This window comes from Kitasatospora arboriphila, from assembly GCF_039528095.1.
GTDB classification, from domain to species: domain Bacteria; phylum Actinomycetota; class Actinomycetes; order Streptomycetales; family Streptomycetaceae; genus Kitasatospora; species Kitasatospora arboriphila.
The window spans coordinates 1-23,330 of record NZ_BAAALD010000112.1 but is presented as its reverse complement, the minus strand read 5'-3'; the positions used below and the strand labels follow the sequence as shown (position 1 = coordinate 23,330).

The window sequence follows — 23,330 nt, the reverse complement described above, 5'->3', positions numbered from 1 at the left end:
TGATCGGCCTCATGACCCGTCGGCTCACCGGCGAATCCACCCCGACCTGGCGCGGAACCTGACCCCCGAAACCAGGGACGAAACGCCCAGTCACTCGGCAGCGCCTACAACTATGTCACCAAGTGGCTCGGCTTCTCCAGTTACCACGACGCCGGACAGACGATGGCGCTCGCCGCTCACTCGACCGGCAAGTGGGATGATGCCGGGCTTTTCACCTGGGAGGGAGAACAGCTGCGGTGCCGACTGCCTCAGCGGCACCACGCGAAGACCCGGGCAGTCGCCGAGTGGCTCACCACCGCGACGGGCGTCCCGCACGACGAAGGCCGCGATCCCGGCGGACAGATCACCGAGCTGCACCACGAAGTTGCCGGGCTCGCCCAGTCCGCGCTGGAGCGGGCCCTCCTCGGTCTCGTCCGCCGCGCGGTGGACACGACCGGCATCAGGACAGTGTGCCTTGCGGGCGGTACGGCGCTGAACTGCGTCGCAAACCAGAGGATCGCCCGCGAGCTGGACCTCGAAGGTTTCTTCGTCCAGCCTGCCGCGTCGGACGTTGGACAGGCTCTCGGGAACGCCCTCTGGACGTGGCACTGTGTCCTCGTACAGCCGCGGTCGTGGGACATGCGCACAGCCGAGCTCGGCCGCCGTTACTCAACTGCCGAGGTCCGAGGCGCTGTCGGGGACTTCGGCGCCCGGATCCGGATCGAGCCCGCCGCCGACCTCGTCGGCGATGTCGCAGCCAGGCTTGCGCGAGGACAGATCATCGGCTGGTACTGGGGCGGCAGCGAGTACGGGATCAGGGCGCTCGGGCACCGGAGCATCCTGGGCGATCCCAGGCGACCGGAGACCAAGGTCCGCCTGGACCGCGACATCAAGTGCCGAGAGCCATTCCGCCCGTACGCTCCGAGCGTCACCGCCGAGGCGGCGCCCGACTGGTTCGACCTCGTGCCCCGCGAGCTCGCGCCGGGTGCGCCCACCACTTTCATGCTGCAGGCCACGCGTGTGAGGCCCGCCTCCCGGCAGCACATCCCCGCGGTCGTCCACGTCGACGGATCGGCCCGGGTGCACGTGGTGCGCCAGGAGGCCAACCCCGGATACCACGCCCTGCTTCAACGGTTCGGTGCGCTGACCGGCGTCCCCGTCCTTCTTAACACCTCATTCAACGCTGCCGGGAACCCGATCGTGGAGACCCCGGCCGATGCCATCGCCGAGTTCCTCGACATGGGCCTGGACGCCCTCGTCCTCGACGACCTCCTCATCACCCGCCGGTGAACCCTGCACCCCAAGCCGACATCCAGCAGCCACTCCTTGGAGGCGCCATGGAACCCACATTCAGGATCGGAACGGACGGATGCGGTTCGTGCTCCCCGCCGTCCGCTCAGGCCGACCCGCAGGTACTCCTTCCCCTCCCGCGCGTCCGAGCGGCGACCACGGTAGACGCGGACGGCTACGGCCGCGACGGCCTGCCGGTCCTCGGCGACGACAACAGCATCGCGACCACGCAGGTGTACCTCGACGCCGAAGCCCTTCCCCCTGCCCCGGTCCGCCATACCGGACCGCAGGCCGAGACCAACACCCAGCTCCTCTACCTCGGCGGCGGAGCATGGTGCCTCAACAGCGCCCTGCGGCAGGAACAGCTGTACGGCGGTCGCATCCTGCGGGACACCTTCGAGGACATCCAGGCTGGCCGGCAGCCCGCCGACCCTGCTCTCGCCCAGGCGATGCAGACGCACGGCTTCGTCACGGCAGCCGGAGGCCACCCGGAGTCCTTCCACCGGTCGCTGATGCGGCAGGAGGACGCCAAGACGGAGATGGAGGTCTCCTTCACCCTGCTACGCATCCTGCTGACCGATGTCTGCAACCTCTCCTGCTCGTACTGCAAGGTCATCCCCAACGTGCTCGCGCCGCAGGCCGAGCCCACCGACGCCGACCGGCTGGCCGAGGTCATCCAGTTCTTCTTCGCGAACTCCGAGGTCGAGCGCCCGAAGATCATCCACATCACCGGGGGCGAGCCGACGCTCTTCTTCCACCAGGTCCAGCACATCGTCGAGACCGCCGAGCGGGCCGCCCGCCCGGGCGAGAACTTCTGGTTCGTCATCGGCACCAACGCCACGCTGATCCGCGAACGCCAGGCCGCCTTCCTTGCCGAACACGACGTCAAGTGCATCGTCTCCATGGACGGCCCTGCCGACGTACACGACGCCCTCCGCCGCAACCATGGAGGCCGCGGCTCCTGGCGCATGGTCGACGCCGGCGTGCGGCAACTCAAGAAGGCGGGCGCCGAGGTCTCCCTGTCGATGGTGCTCGGACAGCACAACCTCGACCGCTCCGAGGAGATCATCGAGTGGTTCCTCGACACCTACCAGCCCACCGGGCTCGGCGTGAACTTCATGAAGCCGCCTACCCCCGACCAGAAGGACTTCGACCAGCTGGTCGACCCCGACCGCTACGCCGACCGGATGTACGGGATCCACCAGGCCTTCCGCGACCGCGGCCTGTTCCTGGAACTCGTCTACCGGAAGCTCCAGCCGTTCGTGCAGCAGCGCTACCGGTTCCACGACTGCGGGGCAGCCGGTGGCACCAACCTCAACGTCGACGCCAAGGGCAACGTCGGCCCGTGCAAGAGCTTCCTCGTCATGGACCGCCTCGCCATGCGCCAGCTCGACGTCGACGCCTACCGCTCCACCGTCGTCGACAAGTGGCGGAAGCGGTCGCCCATCTACTACACGCACTGCGACGGCTGCCAGGCCCGAGGCATGTGCGGCAACGGCTGCGCCTACGACGCCATGGTCCACACCGGCGACGAGATGGCCATCGACCTGCGCAGCTGCCAGTACACCAGGCGCTTCAACCGGCTCTTCATCGACGACCTGTTCCAGCAGGTCAGGCCCCAAGGTGCGATCAGCGACACCTGGTGGCACCGGCCGAGCCGGACCGAACGGCAGCTGCTCTTCGGAGAGGTCTCGGCCCGGCCGCGGACGCTCTCCTACTCCATCGGACACCAGACGCTGGACTGAGCCGCCGGGGAGACATGCCCACCATACCCGCGACACCCGCGACCGCGCAGCCGACCGGGGACTCCCTGCGGCTGCGCGGTAGCGCCACCGAAGCATTCCGCGACCATCTGCTCCCGGCCATCCGCCGACACCTGCCCGCGATCGAGGACCGGATCGCAGTCGTGATCACCTCTTCCGTCGCGTACGGCGCTGCCGACCGGCACTCCGACCTCGACATGTTCATCATGTTCGAACGCGAGCAGGACTATCTCCGATACGCCGGCCGCCTCGAGCGGCTGATCGACCGCCTCGACCTCGGCACCCTGTACGGCGACGTGTGCGACAAGGGCATGCGGTTCGAGATTGAAAGCCTCCGGCGCGCAGACCTGAGCGCCCTCTTCCACCACCCCGAGCGACGGCCGAACTGGCACCGGCAGAGCGAGTGGCTCCTCACCTGGTTCCTCGACGCCCGGCCCATCCACGACCCGGCCGGGATCCACGCAAGGCTGCTGCGCCGCGCCGGACACTGGCCGGCCGATGTCCTGCAGGCCCGCAAGGACGATGCACGCACCCGGATCGTCACATGGGGCGAGACCGCCCGCCGCCTCGCCGACCGGCAGGGGCCGGTCTACGAAACCGTCCGCAGCGCATTCAGGGCCGCCACCGCGTCACTGGAACTCGCCTACCTGGACGCGGGCCGCTACGCACCGCACCCCAAGTGGCGCAGCACCTACGCCGAGGCCATGCTGCGCACCGATCGGCAGGCGTCGACCACGCTCGACGCCCACCGGAGGCTCGCCGACCACCTCGCCCTGGCCCGGTGGACCGTTCGCGGCCTGGACGCCGCTCTGCGCCAGCACTGCGCGTCGCACGGCCTCAGCGAGCCGGAGCCGGCCTGCGGCGGCTGGGCATCCGAACTGGCGGCCCACGCAGCGCCCTACACGGACGACCACAGCACGATGTGGGTCGCCGAGAGCCGGGCGCCCGGCGAAGCGTTCCACGTCGCTGCTCGCGAAGCGGCCAGGGCCGGTGAGGTCGTCTATCTCGCCTCGGAGCTCGGCTCCGACCGCATCGTGAGCAGGACCTATGACGGGGTGATGCGGACTGCCGAGCCGTTCCGGTGGCTGGCAGACCTCGCCAAACGGGACGTCGGGCCGCCTGGGATCCACGTGCAGAAGCGCAGGTGGCGGTTCATCAACTTCATCATCTGGCGAAAGCTGCGAGTTGTCGACAAGGCCGCCAAACGCGGCCAGGCCTTCACGTGCCGCTGGTACCAGTTCCAGGTGATCGACCATCTGCTCGAAGCCCTGGCCATGCTGGAGGATGAGCACCTCCCTCCCTTGCACCGCTACGGATCTCCGGGCCTGGCCTCCCTGAAGGCGCCGCTGTTCACCGACATCGCCTTGCTGCCGACATCCGCACTGGTTGGCGACGTTCAGAACTTCCTTGCCTGGGGGTGGAGGGAGTTCGAGGGGCTCCAGCACACGCTGGTGAAGCACGGGCTCCTGCCTCGTGAGGCGGCGCAGGATCCGCTGGCCACGCAGTGGGAGATCCAGTACTGGAAGTACGAGAACCTCTTCAGCTGACCTCGACCGAGAGGAGCCGCACGTCGTGAAACGGGTTGCCATCCTCGGATCGCCGATCGGCGGGGCGTTGTCGCCGGTGATCCACCGGGCCGCGTACCGGGCGCTCGGCCTCGACTGGACCTATGAGGCGATCGAATGCAGCCCCGGGATGCTCGCCGGCTTCCTCGCCGCGCTGGACCACAGCTGGGGCGGCCTGTCCCTCACCATGCCGCTGAAACGTACCGCGCTGCCGCTGCTCGACGAGCTGACTCCGGTTGCACGCGACGTCGGTGCGGTGAACACCGTCATTGTGAAGGACGGGCGCAAGGTCGGTGACAACACCGACGTGCACGGCATGGCTGAAGCCCTCCGCGGGTTCGGGGCCGAGCGGCCTGCCACGGCGACCGTTCTCGGGGCAGGTGCCACATCGGCGACAGCACTGGCGGTGCTCCGGACACTCGGCTGCCCCGAGGCGACCGTTGTTGCACGGACTCACCGCCGAGCCGGTCCGCTGCTGGAGGCTGCTGCGCGCCTGGGCATCTCCGTCATGCTCAGGCCGTGGGATGAGGCCTCGCGGTACCTGGGCGCGGATCTGGTGGTCTCGGCTCTGCCACCCGGGGCCGCAGACGAACTGGCGTGCAGCCTGTTGCCCGCGCCCAGGACGCTGCTCGATGTGCTCTATCTGCCCTGGCCCACGCCTCTCGCGAGGGCCGCAGCCGACGAGGGCGCACAGGTCATCGGAGGGCTGCCCATGCTGCTGCACCAGGCGGCACGTCAGGTCGTCCTTCAGACCGGGTGCCGCGAGGCCCCGATCGAGGCGATGAGTGCTGCCGCGGTGGCGCTCCTCGGAACGCCGACCCCATGATCTGATGATCAATCAATCACTCGGATTTGCATGGGCGGTGGTTGATATTGGCACCGCCGAACCGATGCCAGGTCACTACAATGACCAGGGTGATTGATCTGAAAGCCGCTCGGAAAGAGCCCGACTACTTCCGCGCTGCCCTCGCCCGGCGAGGCGCGGCTCAGGACTTCGACGACCTTCTCGCGGTCGACGCGTCCTGGCGTGAACTCGTGGACCAAGTCGACCGGCTTCGATCTCAGAAGCGCCCCAAGGGCGCACCGACGGCGGAGCAGATCGAAGAGCTGAAGCGGCTCAAGGAAGAGCTGCGAGTGGCGGAAGAGGCACTGGATACGGCCGCCGCCCACCGTCGGCAGCTCCTCGACACGATTCCGAACCTCCCGCATCCGACCGCACCCGCCGGGGGCGAGGACGAGGGCGAAGTCGTCCGGACCTGGGGCGAGATCCCGGTCTTCCCGTTCACCCCCAAGGACCACCTCGAACTGGCCTCGCGCACAGGGTGGGTGGACATGAAGCGCGGCGCCAGGCTGTCGGGGGCGCGCTTCGCCTACCGGGTCGGTGACGTGGCTCTGGCCGAACAGGCGCTGTACCGCTTCGTGCTGGACAGGGTTATCAGCAAGGGATTCACGTACCTCCTGCCCCCCGTGCTGGTCAACGAGCGCTCCATGTACGGCACCGGCTACCTGCCCACCGACGAGAGCAACCTCTACCGCCTCGACAAGGACGAGCTGTACCTCAGCGGCACCTCCGAGGTCGCGCTCGGCGGCTTCCACATGGACGAGCGTCTGGAGGCGCACGAGCTTCCGGCCCGCTACACCGCCTTCTCGACGAACTTCCGCCGCGAGGCGGGTTCGGCCGGCAAGGACACCCGAGGGATGTTCCGGGTCCACCAATTCGACAAGGTCGAGATGTTCGTCTTCTGCCTCCCCGAGCAGTCGGAGCAGATCCACGACGAGATCCTGGCGTACGAGGAGGAGATCGTTCAGGCTCTCGGCCTGCCGTACAGGGTCGTCAACATCGCCGTCGGCGACCTGGGCAACCCGGCGGCGAAGAAGTACGACATCGAGGCCTGGTTCCCCTCCCAGGAGCGGTACCGCGAGGTGACTTCCTGCTCCAACACCACCGACTACCAGGCCCGTCGGCTCAACACCCGCGTACGCCGTGAGAGCGGCACCGAGTTCCTGCACACGGTCAACGGCACCGGCATCACGGCGAGGGCCCTGCTCGCGGTGATGGAGAACTTCCAGAATGAGCACGGTGTCGTCGCGGTCCCGGAGGTGCTCCAGCAGTACGGGGCGCCGGCCACGCTCGGCAAGAGGGGCTGACCGGTCCGGAGCAGTATGCGCAAACCGTCCGCCCGAGCGTGTCAGCTCGGGCGGACGGGGGCCGGGCCGAGCTCGGCCTCCAGGTCGTCCAGGAAGGCGTGTGCGTATGCCCGGCGCGCGGCAGCCATCCGTCTGCCTGCCGGTGTGCGGAAGACCGGCCGGTCGATGAAGTATCTGGCGCGCTCGATGGTCTCCTCGTAGTGCTGCCCCCGTGCGCCGCCCGTTGTGAAAGCCTTGGCGATGCCGAAGGCACCCACGGCCTCAAGGTAGTTGGCGTCATGAACCAGCTGCTCTTCGATGAGTGCGGGGCCGTCCAAGTGGCGCCTCAGGCCGACGAATGCCTGGCTGATCTCCCCCGGTTGCCACCCGAGCGAGCCGAGAAACGCGGCCGTGTCCTCTCGGAACCCAGCGTGGTCGAGGCACGGGACAAGCCCGTGGTAGCAGGCGAGGAAGTACAGCAGGTCGAGCCGGTGCTCCTCCCCGTCGCGCAGCAGCTCGAGGCGTGCCAGTATCCGTCGAATGTGCGTGAAGTCGTGAGCAGGGTCCTTGGTGGCGTAATAGGGCTCGGCCTGGCTGACGTACGGCTCTTGGCGGTACCGCCTTGCCACGTCCGAGGGGGAAGCGGTCATCTTGATCTCCCAGGACGCGGAGGAAGCGGGCGGGCATTGCTCGACTCGTGTCGTCGGGCCGAGCAAGAGACTGGCTTCCATCTGACAAGACCGCCGGTGGGAGGGCATCGGGCGCGAGCCGACCGGGTGAACGCTGTAATGCCGCATGGTGGCATGGACCGGTCGCATCAGTTCCTTGATCGTGCCTATTCAGGTTGACGGCTATGGCAGTCTGGACTCAGCGGAGTCATTCGATCACGTACCGTTGGGGGGTGGGCGTGGAGAGTCTGCGGCAGCGCTGCACGGGTTGCGGCGCGACCCTGAGCCGCTACAACGCGCAGCGTCAATGTGCAGCGTGTGGGCGCGGAGCGACGGCGAAGGTGGATGCGACCTTCTGGGAGCTGCCTGAGGTGGTGGCCGCCTTACAGCGCTGGGACTTGGGAGCGGTCGTCCGCTTCTACCGGCGGCACACCGGGCTATCCCAGGCTGCGGTGGCGCGTCTCGTCAGCATCGACCAGGCGGAAGTCAGCAGACTGGAGAACGGAAAGAAGGCGATCCGCGACCGGCACCAACTGCGGCAGTGGGCCGTTGGCCTCGGGATCCCCGATCAACTGATCCTGGCGTTGCCGACCCCCTCGCCGGACCAGAGCGCTTCTGGAGGAGGACGCACCTCGTCGGCGGCGCTGGGGCTGGACGATCCGGCTACGATCGCACATCAGCTGAGCGCGATCACCACGGTGAACGTGGAGCCTGCGGACCTGGCACGGCTCGAGCAGGCCGTCGAAGCCCTCGTGTCGTCCTACGAGGCGAGCGGACCGCAGGCCCTCGCCCCGGTGGGCTCGCAGCTGCGAGCGGCGCTGCACGACCTGCTGGCGGGGCGCCAGCATCCACGGCAGCGGCAAGCCCTGTATGTCCTCGCCGCTCGCGCGGCCGGGCTTCTCGGGTACATGGCGGTCAATGCCGGCCGCCCGGCTTCGGCCAAGGCGTACTGCGCCGAGGCTTACCAGCTGGCCGAGGCGGTCCAGGATGTTGATCTGATGGCGTGGGTCCGGGGGACGCAGTCCCTGGAGGCGTACTACGCGGGCCGGTACCTGGAGGCGTACGACCTGGCGGACGCCGGTGTCCGCCTCGCGCCCGACAATCCCCAGGCGATCCGGCTCCTGGTCAACGGGCAAGCGCGCGCCCTCGGGAAGATCAACGACAGGCGGGGTGCCGAGCGTGCCGTGGGACGGGCGCTCGCACTGGCCGAACGGGTCGGGACGCCGCCGGGCCTGACCCCCTGCATCTCCTTCGAGCCTTACGGCCTGGCGCGGACCCTGGCGAATGCGACAACGGTGTATCTCGCGCTCGGCGATGCTCCGAAGGTCCTCGGCTATGCCGAGCAGATCGACCACCACGTTCACGAGGCCGACTCGGCCTGGAGCCGCGCTCTCGTCACTCTCGACGTCGCGGCTTCATATCTGCAGCGTTCGAAGCCGGAGGTCGAACGGGCGATGGAACTCGGAAGGGAGGCTCTTCGGTCCGGGGAGACGAACCCGATCCGCTCCGTCGTTCAGCGAGCCCACGAACTCCGTTCACTCGCCGAGCCCTGGTCGCGCCTTGACGCCGTAGCCGAATATGGTACGGAACTCGCACAGTGGAGGGCCGAGAAGGCCGCCTACATTGTCGAGGCAATGCCCTCCGCCTCCGCCGCCCGCATCCCGTAGACCAAGAGGGGCTCGATGCACCCGAGTGCGCCCGCTGCGGCCTCCGCTTTCCCTGCCGAGCAGCCGTCCTCGCTCACCGACGCGCAGGTCATCGCGGCTCACGACTGGAAGGCCTTTTCCGAGGTGGCCACGATGGTCAATCACTGGGACCGTCCGGGGTGGACGGCCGACCGGCGGCGCCTCTACTGGTTCATCGCGGCGGACGATGCTCCGGCCGTGCATACACTCGCGGCCCGCTGCCAGCAGCATTTGTCCAGACCGGAGCTGGATCTCACACCCCCTGATGGTCTGCACATCACCCTGAGCCGTGCCGCAGTCGCCCGCGACAGCGACGTTGAGCCCCTGGCGGCTGCTGCCCGGGAACGTTGTGCGGAGCTGGACCCCTTCACGCTCCAGGTCCTCCCCCTCACGGGCTCGAGAGGCGCGGTGCGCTTCAGCCTCGCACCCTGGACTCCGATCCTGGGCCTGTCCGACACGCTGGCCGAGGCCGGCGCTGCTGTCGGCGCGCACACGAGCAAAGCCGCGGACAGGCTCAGGCCCCATCTCGGCATCGGCTACTGCAATCAGGAGGTGCCTGCCGAACCGCTTCGAGAGGTGATCGCAGGCCTGCGGGATCTCGAACCTGCCGAACTCGCGGTACGCAGTGTCGAATTGGTCGAGCTTCGCAGGGAAGAACGCCGCTACCGCTGGACCACTCTTGAGCGAATCCGCCTCGGCGGCTGTTCCAGAAGAGTGCTGCCTCCACCGACAAGTCTGTGCTGATCGGCCACGGCGGGGGGATTGCGTGCCTGCTCCTGCGGCTCACCGGCAGCGGCTTCGACCGGTACCCCGACTACGTTCCGGGATCGGCCGCTGTCACCCTCGTAGAGGTGGAAGCGGAACGGCTGGCGGTCAAGTTCATCAACGCCTCACCCGGTGAATTCGGCAGGAGCGTCCGGTCCCGCCTTGCATGAGGTGCGGGACCGGACGCAGGCCGGTTGATCAGGCAGTGCCGGGCTGGCCGCCGAACCGGGCGGTCCAGACCTCCAGATCCTCGTCGGTGATCTTGGCGAAGAGAACGGGCGGGACGGTGAATGCGGTGCCGGCGGGTACCAGGTCCAGTTCCTGCGCCTCCTGGGCGGTCACCCAGGTCCGTGTGTCGGTGAGGGCGAAGGACTGGCGCATGGCCTTGGCCGCGCCGGGAATGAACGGCTCCGAGACGACTGCGTACAGGTAGATCAGGTTCATCGCCGTACGCAGGGTCAGCGCGGCCGCCTCCGGGTCGGTCTTCACCTGGAGCCAGGGCGCCTTCTCGTCCAGGTAGGCGTTGCCGGCGCTCCACAGGGCGCGCAGGCTCTGGGCGGCCTTGCGGAAGTTGAGTGCGTCCAGGTTTGCCTCGTACTCGGCGAGCAGACCGGCGATCTGACCGCCGAGGCGCTGCTCGGCCTCGGCCGGGGCGTGGCCGGCTGGGACGTCGTCGCCGAAGCGCTTGCGGCTGAAGGAGAGCACGCGGTTGACGAAGTTGCCGAGGGTGTCGGCGAGGTCCTTGTTGACCACCGAGGCGAAGAGGTCCCAGGTGAAGCTGGAGTCGTCGGACTCGGGGGCATGGGCCATCAGGAAGTAGCGCCAGTAGTCGGCGGGCAGCAGCTCCAGGGCGACATCGGTGAAGATGCCCAGCTTCTGGCTGGTGGAGAACTTGCCCCCGTAGTACGTCAGCCAGTTGAAGGCCTTGACGTAGTCGACCTTCTTCCACGGCTTGCGCGAACCGAGGATTGTGGCGGGGAACATCACCGTGTGGAACGGGACATTGTCCTTGGCCATGAACTCGGTGTACCGGACAGCGTCGTCGGCCTCGTACCACCACGACTTCCAGTCGCGGACCTCACCGGCAGGGGCGGCGTCCGCCCACTCCTTGGTGGCGCCGATGTACTCGATCGGCGCGTCGAACCAGACGTAGAACACCTTGCCCTCGGCTGCCAGTTCCGGCCACACATCGGCCGGGACGGGCACGCCCCACTCCAGGTCGCGGGTGATCGCGCGGTCCTGCAGGCCCTCGGTCAGCCACTTGCGGGCGATCGAGGACGCGAGGACCGGCCAGTTGTCGCCGTTGGCCGCGATCCACTCCTCGACCTCGAGGGTCAGCTTCGACTGGAGCAGGAAGAGGTGCTTTGTCTCGCGGACCTCCAGGTCCGAGCTGCCGCTGATCGCGGAGCGCGGCTCCACCAGGTCGGTCGGGTCGAGGACGCGGGTGCAGTTCTCGCACTGGTCGCCGCGGGCCTTGTCGTAGCCGCAGTGCGGGCAGGTGCCGACGATGTAGCGGTCGGGCAGAAATCGCCCGTCGGTGTTGGAGTACACCTGGCGGATCGAGCGCTCCTCGATGAACCCGTTGGCGTGGAGCTCGCGGGCGATCTCCTGGGTGATCTCCCGGTTCTGGGGGGAGGAGCTGCGGCCGAAGAAGTCGAAGGACAGCTGGAAGCCGTCGTAGATCGCCTTCTGCTGGTCGTGCGCCTGCGCGCAGAACTCCGCGACCGGCAGGCCGGCCTCCTGTGCTGCCAGCTCCGCCGGGGTGCCGTGCTCATCAGTCGCACAGATGAACAGCACGTCGTGGCCACGCTGGCGCAGGTATCGGGAGTACACATCTGCCGGGAGCATCGACCCGACCATGTTGCCCAGGTGCTTGATCCCGTTGATGTACGGAAGCGCGCTGGTGATCAACTGCCGGGTCATCCTGAGATGCTCCAATATTTCCGGCGGACACCACTTGGGATGCCCGCGGGGCGGGTGTCTGTGGGCCTGATCCGCTTGAGCCCGCAACGCATCCGACGGCACTACGCTGCGTGATGAAGTGATGCTCCTGGCCGGGTGCCATCGTACCGAAACCGGCCGACCGGGCTGTCGCTATATCGCCGTCCGGACGATGGGCGCGCAACGTTCCGTAAAGGCAGACCGGCCGTCCGGGACAGGCGGCCAAGCGAGTCCCGAACGGCCGGACGAATCAGCAGCGGCGCGCGCTGCAGACTGCGGCCATTTTAGTCACCGCGCGGTCGGCTCATGGACAACTCGACCGAGGGTGTCGCCGACGTGGTGGCCGCCTCTTTTGCCGCCGAGCGGATTGCCGGGATCTACGGGCCGCTCCCGATGATTCTGGTTGGACAGGGGGTTGACCGTGCGATGTGCACCGCCCTGGCGGCACGTTCGGCATGCCTGGTGCTGGCGGCAAGCGCTCTGAGCCCCGGTCTCTGCTCCGGCTTCACCCGATAGGCGCCGTTAGCGGGGAGCGGCTGTCCCCCGGTCCTGTGAACGCTCCGTCTCGTTCTTTTGTGAGAGCCGACGGATCGGTACCTCAGTTCCAAGAGGCCTCCGCCGGAACGGTGTTGTGCTTCGGAGCCGAGCGGAAGGGCGGGTGGGATTGTCAGACTTTGCGGCCTTCTGTGTGAATACAGTCGATTTCAGGCAACGGACCCGCTGTGATGGTCGTCTACTCCCGTACCTGAGGCAGGTAGCGGGTTCTTCGTGGGCCAAGGACGAAGGGGAGGGGCTGGGTTGAAGGACACCTGTGTACCGGGAGGGCGCCGGGCGGCTGCGTCCGTGCTGTTGGCGGTTGCGCTGTCGGTCGGCGTTGCCGGGTGTGGGGGACCGGGTGTGCCGAGCGTGGACTCGACGCCTTCGCGGGCGGCGTCCGGGGCGCCGAACACGGGCCCTGGGAAACCGGGTTCTGCGCCGCCGTCCGGGGGCAGCACCGCGCTGGCCGCGCCGCCGGAAGCGCTGGCGGCGTACAGCGCGATGCTGGCGGACGTCACGGCGGTCGCCGAGACCGCGGACTACAGGAACCCGCGGCTGGCATCGCACATGAAGGGCCAGGCGCTCACGTTCTGGACGCAGAACCTGATTGACCAGCACGCGAAGGGGCTGGTCAGCCATGGAAGCCCGGTTTCGAACCCGCAAGTGACCAAGGTGAGTCCGGCCGACCACCCGGATCGGGTCGAAGTGTCCGACTGCCTGGATGGAACTCATTGGCTGAAGTACAAGCGGGACGGGGGCCTCGCCGACGACGTGCCGGGCGGCAGGCACATCTCGGCGACGGCGATCGTCCGGCAGCCGGACGGCTCGTGGCTGGTCGAGCAGCAGTTGATCGGGGCTGTCGGTTCATGCTGAGGCACCTCGGCCGAATGCTGGTGGTGAGTCTCCTGCTCGGGGGTCCTTTCGGCTGTGCCGCTGGTGCAGCGGCCGACGACACCATGGGCACCACCGGGTCAGCGGCCTGCTTCCAAGGCCATTGCGACCTCTCGGCTGCTATCGGGGCGAGCACTCCAGGCAAGCCCGGCAGTGCTTCTGGCGGCTTCTCCGGATCGGGCGGCGGCAAGCCGGTGTGCGTGAGCGTGCCGCGGTCCGAGGTGGTGACGACGTCGGACGGGCATACCGGGCAGTGGTACCTCCTGGACTGCGGCGGGACGCTGCCGCAGGGGAGCCTGGGGAACAGCCCGATCACGGGCGCGCCGCTGTGGGCGGAGATCGCCGGCGGCGGAACGTCGGCGCCGGCTGTGGATCCGGCGGTGCTGGCTGCGGAGGCGGTCTCGCGGCTGGAGCTGCCGAAGCCGGTGGTGCGGATGTCGCCGGTGGAGACGGCCCGGCAGGTGGTGGGGGTGCCGTCGTGGCTGTGGGTGGAGCAGTCGTCGTGGAAGCCGGTGCGTTCGACGGCGGAGGTGCCGGGCGTCGTGGTCGAGGCCGTGGCGGTGCCGGTGTCCTCCGTATGGGACCTGGGGGACGGGTCGCGTCCGGTTGAGTGCCGCGGGCCGGGGACGCCGTTCCGGCCGGGCGGTGACGACAGCGCGGCCTCGCCGGACTGCGGACACGTCTTCGCCCGCCCGTCGGCCGGGTCTGAGGGAGGGGTATTCAAAGCGGCTGTGACCACGCACTGGTCGGTGACGTGGTCGGGTGCCGGCCGTGGAGGGACGTTCCCGGACCTGGTGGCCCGAACAGAACTGCCGGTGCGGGTGGCGGAGATCCAGAGCCTGGTGAAGGGCGGTTCGGGCCGGTAGGCGCCGGAAGCGGGGATTTCGCAGTGGGCGAGGAAAGGTGCGCAGGTGGCATTGGTGAAGACGGGGATCCCTTCCTCCCGGGAGGCCGCCCCGGTGGCCCCGGGGCAGGGAGGCGGCCGGGCGCAGGAGCCTGGCCCGGGTGCGGCGGCGCGGCGCAGGGACCGGCGGCGGGTAGTGGCGGGTCTCGCCGTCATGGCGGCATGCGCGCTGCTCTTCGCCGGTGTCGCGGTCGCCTCCGGACAGCGGGTGCAGGTACTGGCGCTCGCAAGGCCCGTGGCCGTCGGCCAGGTGCTGTCGGATGCGGACCTGAAGGAGGTGCTCGGTGCCGAGCGCGAAGGGCTGCCGGTCGTCGAGGCGGACCGGCGCGCCTCGGTGGTCGGGCGAAGGGCTGCGACGTCGCTGCCTGCGGGCACGCAGCTGGTGGACGCGATGCTCGGCGGGATGCCCGCACCGGCGGGCAGCGTGGTGATGGCGCTGGCGCTGAAGGAGGGCCAGTACCCGCCGGGGACCGGCCCGGGTGCGCAGGTGGCGCTGTTCGAGGCGAAGCCGCAGTCGGAGGGTGCCGGAGGCGGTGCGGAGCTGGCGCGGGGGACGGTTCTGGAGGTGGTTCCGGCCTCCGGTTCCGCTGCCGGGGCGGTGCTGACGGTCCGGGTGCCGGAAGGAAGGGCGGCGGCGGTGGCCGCGGGCGGTCAGGAGCTGGTGGCCGCGGAGCTTCCGGCCGCTGCGGCAGAAGGGGGCGCGGGCTGATGGCACTGGTCGCGGTAGCAGGAGTGAAGGGCTCGCCCGGTACGAGCACGGCAGCCCTGGCCCTCGCCGGGGCGTGGCCGAAGCCGGCCTCCGGCGGACCCGGTACGCCCGTGGTGGTCGAGGCCGATCCGGCGGGCGGGGACTGGCATCTCGGCTTCGGCCTGCCCGGCGAGGCCGGACTGGTCCGGCTGGCAGCAGCCTCCCGGCGGCGGACCCTGGACCTGGCGCTGCTGCACGAGCACGCCGTCCGCATCCCCGGCGGCGCCGTGGCGGTCACCGCGCCGGAGCAGCCCGAGCAGTGCGCGGCGGCGCTGGGCGCGCTCGCGCCGGAGTGGGCCGATGCGGAAACCGGCGGCACTCTCGTCGTGGCGGACTGCGGCCGCCTCGCCGGGCCGGCCGCCGGGCAGAAGGAGCTGCTCTCGGCCGCGGATCTGGTGCTGCTGGTGTGCCGGGGCGCAGTCGGTTCGCTGGCGCACGCGGCCACCGCCGCGGACCGGCTCCGGACGGCCGGGCGGCCCGTGGTCGCGGTGGTGGTCGGCGACAGCGCCTGGAGCCCCGGTGAGATCGCCGAGACGCTCGGTGCGGCCGCCTGCCGGGCGGTGCCGCACGACGCCGAGTCGGTGGCGCTGCTGCACGGTGCCCCGCTGAAGCGCTGGCGCCGGTGGCGGCGCGGCCCCTACACGCTGATGCCGGAGGCCCGGGGGCTCGCGCTGGAGCTTTCACGGATGCTGCCGCCACCGCTCGCGGAGGCACAGAAGGATACGGACACGGCACCGCCCGTCGAGGCGGACACCGGACTGGCCGCACGGCTGGGGAGGGCGACATGACGACTGCAACGGGATACGCATCCGCTCATCCGGCCGGCCTGGAGCAGGAACTGGCCGAGCGGCTGCGCACGGTGGTCTCCGGCCGGCTGCTCGCCCACACCCAGGAAGCCGAGGCCGACGGCAGGGTGCTGACCCCCGCGCAGCACCGCGCCGCGGGGGAGCGGCTGCTCGGCAAGGCACTGGAACGGCTGACCGCCGAGCGGCTGCGCGCGGGCCTGCCGGTCCTCGACAGGCAGGCCGAGACCCGGCTGGTGCGGGCCGTGCACGACACCCTGTTCGGACTCGGCGGCCTCCAGCGGCTGCTGGACGACGACCAGGTGGAGAACATCGACGCCAACGGCTGCGACACGGTGTTCGTCCGCTACGCCGACGGCCGCAAGGAGCAGGCCGCCCCGATCGCAGCCAGCGACGAGGAACTGGTGCAGCTGATCCGCACCCTCGCCGCGCGCGGCGGTACGGAGGAGCGCCGCTTCGACCGGGCGGTACCCCGTCTCAACCTCCAGCTCCCGGACGGATCACGGATGTTCGCGGTGATGGCGGTCTCCGGCCGCGTCTCGCTGTCGGTCCGCCGCCACCGCCACCCGCGCGCTACCCTGCGCGAGCTGCGCCGGCTGGAGGTGTTCGGCCCGGAGGTGGAGGAGCTGCTGCGCGCGCTCGTCCTCGCCCGGAAGAACATCATCGTCGCCGGGGGCACCAACATGGGCAAGACCACCCTGCTGCGCGCCCTGGCCTCCGAAATCCCGCCGCACGAGCGGCTGGTGACCATCGAGGACACGTACGAGCTGGGCCTGCACCTGGACGGCCTGCACCCGGACGTCGTCCCGATGCAGGCACGTGAGGCGAACATCGAGGGCGAAGGCGCCATCGACCAGGCCGAGCTGGTGCGCTGGGGCCTGCGCATGGCCCCGGACCGGGTGATCGTCGGCGAGATCCGCGGCGCCGAGGTCGTCCCGATGTGCAATGCCATGTCGCAGGGCAACGACGGCTCCCTGTCCACCATCCACGCCTCCACCTCGCGCGGGGTCTTCACCAAGCTCGCCGCGTACGCGGTCCAGGCGCCCGAACGGCTGTCGCTGGAGGCCACCAACCTCCTGGTCGCCTCGGCCGTCCACTTCGTGGTGCACCTCGCCCGCGACGCGCAGGGCCGACGAGCCGTCTCCTCGATCCGGGAGATCGTGGACGCCGACGGCGCGCAGCTGGTCTCGAACGAGGTCTACCGGCCCGGTCCGGACCGGCGCGCCGAAGCCGCCTACCCGCTGCGGGCGCAGACCCTGGAAGACCTCGCCGCGGCCGGGTACCGGCCGCCCGTGCAGGGCGGGTGGGACGCATGAGCCCGATCGTCCTCGTCCTCGGAGCGGGGTTCGGAGCTGGGGCGTGGCTGCTCGGCACCGGTCTGCGGCCCGCCGTCCCCGCCCCCGGCTCCCCGGAGAGCAGGCTGGAGCGCTGGTGGCGGGCCCACCGGCCCGCCCGGCCCGGGTGCCGGATCACCCTGGCTGCCGCAGCGGCCGTTGCAGCCCTTGCCTTCACCGGATGGCCCGCGGCCGTGCCCGCCGCAGCGCTCGGCACCTGGTTCCTGCCCGCCCTGCTCGGCCGGGACCGCACCCATGGGCAGGCGATCGCCCGGATCGAGGCCATCGCGGCCTGGACCGAGCAGCTCCGCGACACCCTGGCCGCAGCAGCCGGCCTGGAGCAGGCACTGCTCGCCACCGCCGAGACCGCTCCGGCTGCGATCCGCCCGCAGATCGCGGCCTGCGCACACCGCATCCGGCGCGGCGCCCGCCTGACCGAGGCCCTCGCCCTGCTGGCCGCCGACCTCGCCGACCCGCTCGGCGACCTCGTCGTCATCGCGCTCACCGGTGCGGACGGCCGACAGAGCGGCCGGCTCGGCGACATGCTCGCCGGGCTTGCCGCCTCCGCCCGCGAACAGGCCCAGATGCGCTCCCGTACGGCCTCCTCCCGCGCACGGGTGCGCACCAGCGTCCGCATCGTCACCGGCACCACCCTGGCCATGGCGCTCGCCCTGGTCCTCCTCAACCGGCCCTACCTGCAGCCCTTCGACTCCGCCACCGGACAGCTCGTACTGCTCCTCATCGCGGGCCTGTTCGGTGCAGCCTTCGCCTGGCTGGGCCGGATCGCCCGTTTCACCGAACCGGCCCGCCTGCTCGCCGCCCGCCGCGGAGAGGAGGCCGCGTGATCGCACTCCTGCTGGGCGGCGGCTTCGGCGCCGGGGCATGGCTGTGGTGGACCGGCCTGCGCCCGCCCAGGCCCACCCTCGCCGAAGCCCTCAACCGGCGTGCCGCACCCGTCCGTCCGCGCCGCGCACCCCTGCCCCGGGGCGCCGGGTGGGCCGCCCGCGCCGGGGCGCCGCTCGTCCCCGCGCTGCTGCTCTGCCGCCTGCCGGGCACCCGCCTCGCCGCCGACCTCCGCACCCTCGGCATCCCCGCCGAACGCCACCTCGCAGAGAAGGCCGGCGCGGCAATGGCAGGACTCCTCATCCCCTGGGGACCAGCCCTGCTCACGGCGGCAGCGGGCAGCACCGGCTTCGCCTTCCCCGCGTGGACGGCGCTGCTGCTCGCCGCCCTGCTGTTCTGCACCCCGGACCTGGCCGTCCGCCGCAAGGCGGAGCGCTACCGCGCCGAGATGCGCCAGGCCCTGTCCGCCTTCCTCGACCTGGTCGTCGTGGCGCTCTCCGGTGGGGCCGGCGTCGAACAGGCCCTCGCCGACGCCGCATCAGCCGGCCAGGGCCCCGCGTTCACCGCCCTGCGCGGCGCGCTGCGCGAGGCCGAGGTCACCCGCACCGCGCCCTGGGGCCCGCTCGGCCGGCTCGGCGAGCGGACCGGCGTCGCCGAACTCCCCGAACTCGCCGCCACGGTGGCCCTCGCCGGAAGCGAAGGCGCCAAGGTCAAAGCCTCGCTCACCAGCAAGGCCGCCACCCTGCGCGGCCACCTCCTCGCCGAAGCCGAGGCCGAAGCCGCAGGCGCCACCGAGCGGATGAGCCTTCCCGTGGTCACCCTCTTCGCCGGCTTCCTGCTCTTCATCGGCTACCCGGCACTCACCCACGCCCTCACCGGCCTCTGACCCACCGCCATCCCCGCACGACCACCGCAAGGAGCACCGCCAATGCGCACCACCCTGGCCGCCGCCCGTACCACCGCCCGCGCAGCCGCGCTCCTCGCCGCCGCCTGCGTACGCGCCAGGCGCGCCGAACTCCGGAAGCAGCCCGACGGCGGCTACACCACCGAAACCGTCATCATCACCGCCCTCCTCGTCGGCCTCGGCCTCGGCGTCCTCGGCATCATCGCCGCCAAGGTCACCGACAAGGCCAACGGCCTCACCTTCTGAACCCCGCCGCCACCATGGCCCGACTGCCACGACAGCACCGCGACTGCGGCGCTGCCACGAGCGAACTCGTCCTCGCCGCCCCGCTGCTCATGCTGCTCCTGATGGCGATCGTCCAGTTCGCACTCGCCGAACACGCCCACCACATCGCCCAGGCCGCCGCCTCCCGCGCGCTCGCCGCAGCCCGCGCCGACGGCGCCGACGCCGCGGCGGGAGAGCGGGCCGGACGCAGCCTGCTCACCGGAACCGGCACCGGATCACTGCGCAACCCGTCGGTCACCGTCCAGCGGACCGCGACCGGCACCGCCGTCCAGGTGCACGGCCGAGTGGTGCAGGTCCTGCCGTTCGCCAGCTTCGACGTGACCGCGCGGGCAGCCGGTCCGGTCGAACGGCCCACCGTGCCGTGACCGCCGCCGAGGACGGAACAGCCACCGACCCGCCCGTACCGAGGAGGCCCATGCCCAGGCGCGCAGCCGCCGACCCAGCCCGCCGCGACCGGGGCTCCGCCACCACAGAGACGGTGCTCGCCGCACCCCTGCTCATCATGCTGCTGCTGATCGCGGTCGGCGCCGGAAGGATGACCGCCGCACGCCTCGGCGTCGAGGACGCCGCGCACCAGGCCGCCCGGGCCGCATCCCTCGCCCGGACACCCGGCGCCGCCCGGGCAGCCGCCCGGCACGCCGCCGACCAGGCCCTCGCCGGCGCAGGCCTCGCCTGCCAGCAGACGGCGGTCACCGTCGACACCGCCGCTTTCCGCCCCGGCGGACACGTCACCGCGACCGTCAGCTGCACCGCCTCCCTCGCAGGACTGGCCGGAGCACCCCTGCCCGGGCAGCGCCGCCTCAGCCAGGCCTTCACCTCACCCGTCGACACCTACCGCGCCACAGGACCCGCATGACCACCACCCCCGCCGCACACCGCGGGACGGACCGCGGCTCCATCACCGCGTTCGCCGCCGTCACCGTCCTCGGACTGCTCGCCTTTCTGGGCCTCGTCACCGACGGCGGACTCGTCCTCGCCGCCAGGGTCCATGCCTCCGGCCAGGCCGAGGAAGCCGCCCGGGACGGAGCCCGCCGCATCGACCTCGGCCCGCTGCGCCGGGGCGGGCCTGCCCGCCTCCGGCCGGCCGAAGCGCAGAGCGCCGCCCAGTACTACCTCCGGGCCGCAGGAGCGGACGGCGACGCCACCGCCACCGCCGACACCGTGACCGTCACTGTCCGCAGGACACAGCCCATGCAGCTCCTCACTCTGGTCGGAATCAGCAGCCTCACCGTCACCGCCACGGCCAGCGCGCACCCCGTCGAAACCGGCCGCGCATGACCGGTACCCCTCGACGCGCCGGGCAGCTCCTGCGCGGACTCGCCGCAGCAGCCGCCCTTGCCGCCCTGCTCGTCGGCCTTCCTTACGTACTCCTGCACGCCGCCGACCGCTGGCAGCCGCACCACCTGCCCACCGCCGGCGAAGCGGCCGCCTGGCTCCAGAGCCCGTACGACACCGTGGCCGTCCTGCAGATGCTGTACTGCCTCTCCTGGCTGCTGTGGCTCTGGCTCGCGCTCCATATCCTGCACGAAGCCGTCCGCCAGGCGGCCCAGCTCGGCCCGCTGATCCGCAGCGGGCACACCGCCGGGTTCACGGTGCGCCGCACTCTCGCGGGCATCCTCGTCGCAGCGGTCGTACTCGCCGTCGCCGCAGCCGTACGGCCCGCCGACGGGAACTCCGTGCGGTCCCAGCCCGCCGGAGCGCCGGTTGCGGCTGCGGCTGCGCTGGCCGTACCCGGTGGCGCCCCGAACGTGCAGGCGACGGTCCTGAGGCAGGAGGAGGACGGCGCCGACTGGTGCACCGTACTGGCGGGGGACACGCTGTGGGACCTCGCCGAACGGCACCTGGGAGACCCGCTGCGATGGCACGAGATCTACGAGCTCAACGCCCACCGCCCGCAGGACGACGGACAGGAACTCACCGACCCCGACCTCATCTACACGGGCTGGACGCTGCACCTGCCCACCCGGCTGGCCGCCGTGCCGGCACAGCCCCGGCAGCCACAGGCATCCGCAGCTCCGTCATTCCCGCCACCGGACACAGCATCCGGGCCCGCACCCGGTACCCCCGGGGCCGGATCCCCTGCAGCCGAGGCACCTCCGGTCTCCGTCCCCCGCGACCAGGCAGGCATCGAACTTCCCGACAGCGGCGGCTACATCGCTCTCTGCGTTGCTGCGGCCGTCAGCGCAGCTGCCGCCGCCCTCGTCCTGCGCCGCCGCCGCGGCTACCGGCCCGAAGACCTGCTGGCCGGGAGTACCGGCACCGAGACGCGCGACCCCGAGCAGCAGCCGCTCGTCCAGGCCATCCGCCGCACCAGCCGCCCCCACCTTCCGGTGCAGTCCGGGCCCGGCGAGGCGTCGGCAGTCCTCATCGCCAGCAGCGGTACACGGCAGGTCAGCCTGACCGGCCTCCTTGCAGGCTCACCGGTGCCCGCCCTCACCCTTACCGGTCCCGGCGCGGCCGCCACCGCCTGCGCCCTGGTCGCTGGCTTCCTCACCGGACAGGCATCCGGGCGGCTGATCACCAGTCACGGAACCCTGCGCGAACTGGGTATCAGCGATCCGCACAGCACCGGAGCCCTCCTGGTGGCCGAGGATCCGGAAGCCGCTCTTGCAGCCGCCGAAGCACAGCTCGACGAAGATTCGGACGGCGTCGTACTCCTACTCGGAGCCGGCCATGGCGCCGGTCCCCGGCTCGCCGAACTGCTCAACACGCCAGCCCGGTCCGCACAGGCCGTTCTGGTCGCTGCGGCGGATGAGCCCCTGCAGCCTGCGGATGCAGGGGGACCGCTGTACGAGGTCGCAGCCGACGGTACCGCTGTCTGTCTGGACGGCACCACGGTCCGCATGTTCCACCTGCCCGTGAAGGCCGTGGAGATCCTCGCCGCCCTCTTCGAGCAGGCAGAAGAATTCGAAGACGCCCCCGGCCCGGCCGGTCAGGAGGGGCCTGCGCCGCAGAACTCCGGGGGAATTCCGGAAAAGGGTGCGGGAGTCTCCGCCGGGAAATCTCCGGCAGGACCGTCTGATTGCGAGCACACATCAGAAGGTGCGCTGGTGCCGGCCTCCGGTCCGGCCTTCCCGGCGCAGCAGGAAAGACCCGGGAAGAGTGCGGCCGGGCCGGCTGACGAGGACCTGCGGCCGAGGCCCGTCCGGATCAGCGTGCTCGGGCCGCTGCTCGTCCAGGCCCGCGGCACCGCCGTCACCAGAGGCATGGCCGGCTCCGCCGGGGAGCTCCTCGCCTACCTCGCACTCCACCCCGACGGCGCCACCAAGGAAGCAATCCAGGAGGCTCTCTGGCCGGAGCGCCCCGAGGCCAAGCGCACCGAGGCGTTCAACACGGCGAAGAACACCGCGCGCAGCTCTCTGCGAGCCGCGCTGGGCTGCGGCACCTCCGTCAAGTTCATCACCTCCGCCTCCACTACCTGGCGCCTCGACCCGCAGCTCATCAGCACCGACATCGCCGCCTTCCGCACGGCCGTCCGCACCGCCACGACTGCACCGGCTCCCGAGGACCGGCTCGCGGCCTGCCGCACCGCTGCCGACCTGTACACCGGCGAGCTGTGCACAGGCGCCGACTACGCCTGGATCGGCGGGCTGCGTGAGGAGGCGCGGCGGCGCGTCCTCAGCGCACTGAGCACCCTTGCGACGGCAGCCACGGAGCCCGGGCACACCGTCCGCCTGCTCGGCGAGGCACTCTCACATGACCCCTACAACGAGGAGCTCCACCTCCGGCTGGCCCGGCACCACCTCGCGTGCGGAGAGACCGACGAGGTCCGGCGCCTTCTCGGACTCCTCACCGACAGCCTTGCCGATATCGGCGAGCGGCCCACGCCGGCTACCGCCAAAGCCTTCCGCGACCTCCTCCATCCGAGCGCGGCAGCACCCCGGCGGCTCCCGCCGACCGCGGCGGGCCGACGGCCGTGAGCCCGTTCCTGCCCCGTCCCGCGGACGAGGTCGGCCGACCGGCCTGACCAATCGGGTGTCCGACCACGGGTGTCCGGCCATGGGCGTCCAACAGGCTGTCCTGCTCTGAACGGACACCCCGTACGCGGCCGTATCGGCAGGTCAGCGCCCTGATGGAGCGCCGCGGCGGGGCCAGACTCGGTAACCGGGATCTGGTCCAACCCGGTCTCCACGCGCGCGTCGGCCGCCCGGCGCGTGTGTGCTGGTGATCTGCCCGTCCCGCTGCCTGCCGTTGCTGCTCTCCATTTCCGTTTCGGCCTGTGTCCCTGCCGACCGACCCCAGCCCCGGCGGGCGTGTCGGGCCCGCGAAGCGGTGAGCGAGCGCCCGCCCGGGGCCGC

General features: G+C 70.8%; 23 protein-coding genes and 1 pseudogene. 22 read left to right on the top strand and 2 right to left on the bottom strand.

Annotated elements, in window-relative coordinates; all coding sequences use genetic code 11:
* Positions 1–96: 96 nt before the first annotated feature.
* The 6 genes and pseudogenes from ABD353_RS34630 to serS form a co-directional block, all read left to right on the top strand.
* Positions 97–564: pseudogene (locus tag ABD353_RS34630) on the top strand (carbamoyltransferase N-terminal domain-containing protein); the annotation flags it as partial.
* Between the two features lie 54 nt (positions 565–618).
* On the top strand, positions 619–1,269 hold the full coding sequence (locus ABD353_RS34625; RefSeq protein WP_344627678.1) for a carbamoyltransferase C-terminal domain-containing protein: 651 nt from the start codon (positions 619–621) through the stop codon (positions 1,267–1,269).
* Positions 1,270–1,316: 47 nt separating this feature from the next.
* Positions 1,317–3,014 carry a radical SAM/SPASM domain-containing protein gene (locus ABD353_RS34620; protein WP_344627677.1) on the top strand — a complete coding sequence of 566 codons (1,698 nt, stop codon included), beginning with the start codon at positions 1,317–1,319 and terminating at the stop codon, positions 3,012–3,014.
* A gap of 14 nt (positions 3,015–3,028) precedes the next feature.
* Complete coding sequence (locus ABD353_RS34615; RefSeq protein ID WP_344627676.1) at positions 3,029–4,579, top strand: hypothetical protein; 1,551 nt, start codon at positions 3,029–3,031, stop codon at positions 4,577–4,579.
* Between the two features lie 25 nt (positions 4,580–4,604).
* Complete coding sequence (locus ABD353_RS34610) at positions 4,605–5,423, top strand: shikimate dehydrogenase (RefSeq protein ID WP_344627675.1); 819 nt, start codon at positions 4,605–4,607, stop codon at positions 5,421–5,423.
* Positions 5,424–5,512: 89 nt separating this feature from the next.
* The gene (gene serS, locus ABD353_RS34605; RefSeq protein ID WP_344627674.1) at positions 5,513–6,745 is read left to right on the top strand and encodes a serine--tRNA ligase; all 1,233 of its coding nucleotides are present in this window, start codon (positions 5,513–5,515) and stop codon (positions 6,743–6,745) included.
* 41 nt (positions 6,746–6,786) lie between these two features.
* On the opposite strand, the gene ABD353_RS34600 is transcribed toward serS, so the two are convergent.
* Entirely contained in the window at positions 6,787–7,374 is a 588-nt protein-coding gene (locus ABD353_RS34600; protein WP_344627673.1) for an HD domain-containing protein, read from the bottom strand.
* A 359-nt stretch (positions 7,375–7,733) separates the two neighbouring features.
* On the opposite strand from ABD353_RS34600, the gene ABD353_RS34595 reads away from it, so the two are divergent.
* The 3 genes from ABD353_RS34595 to ABD353_RS34585 are packed head-to-tail and all read left to right on the top strand — an operon-like array spanning position 7,734 to position 10,012.
* Positions 7,734–9,059 (top strand): helix-turn-helix domain-containing protein, encoded by a 1,326-nt coding sequence (locus tag ABD353_RS34595; RefSeq protein WP_344627672.1) that lies wholly within the window; start codon positions 7,734–7,736, stop codon positions 9,057–9,059.
* Between the two features lie 15 nt (positions 9,060–9,074).
* A complete protein-coding gene (locus ABD353_RS34590) occupies positions 9,075–9,821 on the top strand; it encodes a 2'-5' RNA ligase family protein (RefSeq protein WP_344627671.1) in 747 nt (248 codons plus the stop codon).
* Positions 9,815–10,012 (top strand): hypothetical protein, encoded by a 198-nt coding sequence (locus ABD353_RS34585; RefSeq protein WP_344627670.1) that lies wholly within the window; start codon positions 9,815–9,817, stop codon positions 10,010–10,012. The genes ABD353_RS34590 and ABD353_RS34585 overlap by 7 nt, the downstream gene beginning before the upstream one ends.
* Before the next feature lie 28 nt (positions 10,013–10,040).
* On the opposite strand, the gene metG is transcribed toward ABD353_RS34585, so the two are convergent.
* Complete coding sequence (metG, locus tag ABD353_RS34580; protein ID WP_344627669.1) at positions 10,041–11,765, bottom strand: methionine--tRNA ligase; 1,725 nt, start codon at positions 11,763–11,765, stop codon at positions 10,041–10,043.
* A gap of 324 nt (positions 11,766–12,089) precedes the next feature.
* Here metG and ABD353_RS34575 point away from each other — a divergent pair, with 324 nt between their 5' ends.
* From ABD353_RS34575 to ABD353_RS34515, 13 genes are all read left to right on the top strand, one after another.
* Positions 12,090–12,299 carry a hypothetical protein gene (locus ABD353_RS34575; protein WP_344627668.1) on the top strand — a complete coding sequence of 70 codons (210 nt, stop codon included), beginning with the start codon at positions 12,090–12,092 and terminating at the stop codon, positions 12,297–12,299.
* Between the two features lie 381 nt (positions 12,300–12,680).
* On the top strand, positions 12,681–13,193 hold the full coding sequence (locus ABD353_RS34570) for a hypothetical protein (protein ID WP_344627667.1): 513 nt from the start codon (positions 12,681–12,683) through the stop codon (positions 13,191–13,193).
* A gap of 23 nt (positions 13,194–13,216) precedes the next feature.
* On the top strand, positions 13,217–14,077 hold the full coding sequence (locus ABD353_RS34565) for a hypothetical protein (protein WP_344627666.1): 861 nt from the start codon (positions 13,217–13,219) through the stop codon (positions 14,075–14,077).
* A gap of 45 nt (positions 14,078–14,122) precedes the next feature.
* Positions 14,123–14,824: an SAF domain-containing protein gene (locus ABD353_RS34560; protein ID WP_344627665.1), complete on the top strand. Its 702-nt coding sequence runs from the start codon at positions 14,123–14,125 to the stop codon at positions 14,822–14,824.
* Entirely contained in the window at positions 14,824–15,651 is an 828-nt protein-coding gene (locus ABD353_RS34555) for a CpaE/TadZ family protein (protein WP_344627664.1), read from the top strand. The genes ABD353_RS34560 and ABD353_RS34555 overlap by 1 nt, the downstream gene beginning before the upstream one ends.
* Entirely contained in the window at positions 15,648–16,982 is a 1,335-nt protein-coding gene (locus tag ABD353_RS34550) for a TadA family conjugal transfer-associated ATPase (RefSeq protein WP_344627663.1), read from the top strand. The genes ABD353_RS34555 and ABD353_RS34550 overlap by 4 nt, the downstream gene beginning before the upstream one ends.
* Positions 16,979–17,845: a type II secretion system F family protein gene (locus tag ABD353_RS34545; RefSeq protein ID WP_344627662.1), complete on the top strand. Its 867-nt coding sequence runs from the start codon at positions 16,979–16,981 to the stop codon at positions 17,843–17,845. The genes ABD353_RS34550 and ABD353_RS34545 overlap by 4 nt, the downstream gene beginning before the upstream one ends.
* Entirely contained in the window at positions 17,842–18,729 is an 888-nt protein-coding gene (locus ABD353_RS34540) for a type II secretion system F family protein (RefSeq protein WP_344627661.1), read from the top strand. Before ABD353_RS34545 ends, ABD353_RS34540 begins: the two co-directional genes overlap by 4 nt.
* A gap of 42 nt (positions 18,730–18,771) precedes the next feature.
* Entirely contained in the window at positions 18,772–18,993 is a 222-nt protein-coding gene (locus tag ABD353_RS34535; RefSeq protein ID WP_344627660.1) for a hypothetical protein, read from the top strand.
* Between the two features lie 14 nt (positions 18,994–19,007).
* A complete protein-coding gene (locus tag ABD353_RS34530) occupies positions 19,008–19,397 on the top strand; it encodes a TadE/TadG family type IV pilus assembly protein (protein ID WP_344627659.1) in 390 nt (129 codons plus the stop codon).
* A gap of 50 nt (positions 19,398–19,447) precedes the next feature.
* Positions 19,448–19,888 carry a TadE/TadG family type IV pilus assembly protein gene (locus ABD353_RS34525; protein WP_344627658.1) on the top strand — a complete coding sequence of 147 codons (441 nt, stop codon included), beginning with the start codon at positions 19,448–19,450 and terminating at the stop codon, positions 19,886–19,888.
* A complete protein-coding gene (locus ABD353_RS34520) occupies positions 19,885–20,310 on the top strand; it encodes a pilus assembly protein TadG-related protein (protein WP_344627657.1) in 426 nt (141 codons plus the stop codon). Before ABD353_RS34525 ends, ABD353_RS34520 begins: the two co-directional genes overlap by 4 nt.
* Positions 20,307–22,952 (top strand): AfsR/SARP family transcriptional regulator, encoded by a 2,646-nt coding sequence (locus ABD353_RS34515; RefSeq protein ID WP_344627656.1) that lies wholly within the window; start codon positions 20,307–20,309, stop codon positions 22,950–22,952. The genes ABD353_RS34520 and ABD353_RS34515 overlap by 4 nt, the downstream gene beginning before the upstream one ends.
* Positions 22,953–23,330 lie beyond the last annotated feature (378 nt).